This is a genomic window from Pseudomonas lundensis (genome assembly GCF_001042985.1).
Taxonomy (GTDB): Bacteria; Pseudomonadota; Gammaproteobacteria; order Pseudomonadales; family Pseudomonadaceae; genus Aquipseudomonas; species Aquipseudomonas lundensis.
Window position 1 is genome coordinate 1 of sequence record NZ_JYKY01000072.1, and the last position, 1,242, is coordinate 1,242.

The window sequence follows — 1,242 nt, forward strand, 5'->3', positions numbered from 1 at the left end:
TGAACTGGTCAAGTAATCCCGGACACCATTTACGGTGCTTATGCCGCTTTTTGCTCCATGGCTATTGGCGACAGGTAGTTGTTGTAGCTGTGGAGCCTGGTGCGGTTGTAGTACATGAAGAATCGCACCATGTCCGTTTTTGCCTCCTCGATCAGGCTGTAGCCATTTCGAGGAACCCACTCTGACTTCAGTGTGCCGAAAAAACGCTCTGTTGGAGCGTTGTCCCAACACTGTCCACGATGACTCATGCTTTGCAAAATGCCGTGGCGCGTCAGTTCTTCTTGAAACTTGCGGCTGGTGTACTGACATCCCTGATCTGAGTGAAACATCAGCCCAGGAGGGCGCGTTCGTACCGCCGTAGCCATGCGTAGCGCTTTGCTGACCAAGTTGGCGTCATTGACCAGAGAAAAAGCCCAACCAATGACCCTGCGAGCATACAAATCAATCACTATGGCCAGATGAATCCAGCGTTTTCCCACCATTAGACTGGTCACGTCGCCACACCAAACCTGATCGATTGCAGTCGGTTTGAAATTGCGTTTGAGCCGATTGGGTGCGACAAATGCTTCTACACCTTTGGATCTAAACGGATGCGGCTGACGCTGTTTGCTGACAATGTTGGCCTCCCTCATCAGCGCTCTGACCAGGCCTCTTCCAGCAGTTATTTTCTGAGACTTCAGGCCCTTGCTGATCATTCTGGAACCCATCGCTTCGCGGCTTTCGCTGTGCAGTTCAACGACTTTCAGCTTGAGTTCTTCGCGTCTGATCCGCGGCTTGGCTCGCCGCTCAATCCACTCATAAAAGCTGCTGCGCTTCACACCGAAAACACGACACACCACAGCCGTCGGAAATGACTCTCTTAGCTCTGCGATCATCGAAAACGATCGGGATCCGACATCAAGAGAGCGGTAGCCTTTTTTAGAATCTCGGCCTCCATCTCCATGCGCTTGATCTTGGCTTTTAGCTCCTGGATCTGGCGCTGATCGTCGGTAATCGCCTTGGTGCCTTTAACTGGCTGACCTTCACGCTCCTTGCGAACCTGATCGACCCAGCGCCGTAAAGCGGTGGGCCCTATATCCAGCGATGCACAAACGTCTGGAACCGGGCAGTTATCATCAAGCACCATGCTGGCAGCATGCAGCTTGAACTCGCGGGTATAGACCTTTCTTTCGTTCATGGAACCTCCAAGTTGGCGAAATCATATCGCCCTAAAGAGGTGTCCGGAATTATTAGGCCAGTTCA

At 52.3% G+C, this 1,242-nt stretch carries 2 protein-coding genes; both read right to left on the reverse strand.

What is annotated here, in order from left to right; all coding sequences use genetic code 11:
• Positions 1–38 precede the first annotated feature (38 nt).
• The gene (locus TU74_RS22890) at positions 39–875 is read right to left on the reverse strand and encodes an IS3 family transposase (protein ID WP_048377752.1); all 837 of its coding nucleotides are present in this window, start codon (positions 873–875) and stop codon (positions 39–41) included.
• Complete coding sequence (locus tag TU74_RS24855) at positions 872–1,177, reverse strand: IS3 family transposase (RefSeq protein WP_048377753.1); 306 nt, start codon at positions 1,175–1,177, stop codon at positions 872–874. The genes TU74_RS22890 and TU74_RS24855 overlap by 4 nt, the downstream gene beginning before the upstream one ends.
• Positions 1,178–1,242 lie beyond the last annotated feature (65 nt).

Excerpts from the sequence above, each read along its gene's own strand:
- TU74_RS22890 (WP_048377752.1), bottom strand. The coding sequence starts at position 875 with ATGATCGCAGAGCTAAGAGAGTCATTTCCGACGGCTGTGGTGTGTCGT.
- TU74_RS24855 (WP_048377753.1), bottom strand. The coding sequence starts at position 1,177 with ATGAACGAAAGAAAGGTCTATACCCGCGAGTTCAAGCTGCATGCTGCC.